This is a genomic window from Methylobacterium sp. EM32, assembly GCF_040593685.1.
GTDB lineage: Bacteria > Pseudomonadota > Alphaproteobacteria > Rhizobiales > Beijerinckiaceae > Methylobacterium.
Genome location: NZ_JBEXZS010000156.1, coordinates 1 through 2,190, shown reverse-complemented (window position 1 = coordinate 2,190; position 2,190 = coordinate 1). Strand labels below are relative to the sequence as shown.

General features: G+C 70.2%; 1 protein-coding gene and 1 pseudogene. Both read right to left on the bottom strand.

Annotated elements, in window-relative coordinates; translation table 11 throughout:
* On the bottom strand, window positions 1-1,453 hold a 1,453-nt coding region (locus ABZT49_RS20935), incomplete at its 3' end, for a CHASE3 domain-containing protein (RefSeq protein ID WP_355288648.1).
* 183 nt (window positions 1,454-1,636) lie between these two features.
* Window positions 1,637-2,190 (bottom strand): annotated as a pseudogene (locus tag ABZT49_RS20930) (hypothetical protein); the annotation flags it as partial.

Here is a 2,190-nt window from a genome sequence, read left to right as displayed (position 1 = left end):
ACAGGGTCCCGATCTCGGCCGCCGCCGCCTGGCTCCGCTCGGCGAGCTTCCTCACCTCACTCGCCACCACCGCGAAGCCCCGCCCGTGCTCGCCGGCCCGCGCCGCCTCGACCGCGGCGTTGAGCGCCAGAAGGTCGGTCTGGCGGGCGATCTCCTGCACGATGGTGATCTTCTGGGCGATCGTCTGCATTGCCTCGACCGCGCGCCCGACCGCCACGCCGCTCGCCTCAGCGTCCTTGGCCGACTGGCGAGCGATGGTCTCGGTCTGGCCGGCGTTCTCGGCGTTCTGCTTCACGTTGGCGGCCATCTCCTCCATCGAGGCGGAAGCCTCTTCGGTGGACGCTGCCTGCTCGGTCGAGCCCTGCGACAGCTGCTCGGCCGAGGCCGACAGTTCCTGCGAGCCCGCCGAGACGTTTGCCGCCGCGGTCGAGGCCTCCGACACGACCGTGCGCAGTTTCGTCAGCATCTGCTCGAGGGCGATGCCGAGCCCGTCCTTATCGGAGAGCCGCTTCGCCTCGACGGTCAGGTCGCCGTCGGCGATCGCCGTCGCGACGTCGGCGACCGCCCGCAGATTCACGGTCATCGCCCGGAGATTGGCCTGCACCTCGCTGCTCAGGCCGCCGTATTCCTTCGACAGGGACTTGGAGAAGTCGCCGACCGAGGCGGCCGCCAGAACCTCGGAGATCTCCCGGAACGCCTGCTCGACCGCGAGCGCGGTCCCCTGGATCTGCCCGACCTCGTCGTGCCGCCCGGTCTCGAGCGGGGTCGCCAGCTCGGCGAGCTTGGCGCTGACCCGGTTCACCGGCCGCGCCACGGTGCGCACCAGCAGGAAGGCGATGCCGAGCACGATCAGCAGGGTCGCCAGGATGCCGACCAGGATCATCTGCGTCGTCGTGTCGAAGGCGGCGTCCTGCGCGGTGCGCCGCGTCTGCATCAGGGCGTTCTCGATGCCGATCACCTCGGCGACCTTGGCGCGCAGGCCGTCCATCGCCTCCTTGCCGGCGCCGGCGATCTCGCTCTGCCGGGCGGCGTCACGCGTCTCGGCCCCGGCCATCAGGACGATGCCCTTCTCGGCCACGCCGGCGTGCCACGCTTCCGCCAGCCGGTGGACCGCGTCGAGCCGCTCCTGCTGGGCCGGGTTGTCGGCCGTCAGGGTCTTGGCCCGGCGCCAGGCGTCGTTGAAGGTCTCCCAGCCCTTCTGGTAGGGGCCGAGGAACTTCGGATCTCCGGACAGCAGGAAGCCGCGATAGCCGGTCTCCTGGTCCACCATCCCGGCGAGCGTGCGGTTGGCCGCGTCGATCACCTGGATCGTGTGATCCGACCAGTTGACCGCTTGCCGAATCTCCGACGACTTCCAGTGCACGACGGCATTCACGCCCAGCTCGACCGCCAGCATCAGGGTGAAGGTGAGCGCGAGTTTCTTGGGGACCGAGATGTTGTCGAACATGCCCATCGAAGAAGCCTTCCCATGATCGGGTTGTCGGGGAACGATCGGTGCGCCGGCCTCCCGTGGAATCCTTCGGGAATGGAGGCCGCGGGCGATCGGAATGGTGCGGGCGGTCCCTGAGGCCGATCCGGGTCGGGTCGTTCGGGGGCTCGTCCGGACGGTTGCGGCGGCGAAAACCGCCGCCTCGCGTCAGGCGATGCGGGTGAAGTCGGCGTCGCGCTCGTCGCCTTCGGCCAAGTCGCCCAGGCCCATGTCGAGGGCAAAGCCCCCGCCCGCGGATCGGGCGGCGAAGGACTTGCCTGAGAAGAACCTGGCGGCAGCAGGCTTGGCCGTGACAGGCTTGGCCGGGACCTTCGGCGCCGGGCGGCCCGCCGCGACCCGCTTGGCCGCCTGCGCGGGCGACTTCACCACCGCCGAGGGAGCCACCATCCGGGAGGCCGTGGTGCGCAGCTGCGACACCGCCCCGTCGATCACCCGCGCGCCCGCCGGAGCCTCGCTCTCGTCGATGCGGAAATAGGCCGTCGTCGCCTGCAGTATATCGGCCTGCGCCGCCAGCTCCTCCGACGTCGCCGACACCTGCTCCGACGCAGACGCGTTCTGCTGCGTCACCTTGTCGAGCTGCTGGATCGCCTGGTTGATCTGCTCCGACCCGACATCCTGCTCCCGGCACGCCGCCGAGATCTCCTCCACCAGAGAAGCCGTCCGCTTGATGTCCGGAACCAGCCGCCCCAGCATGTCGCCGG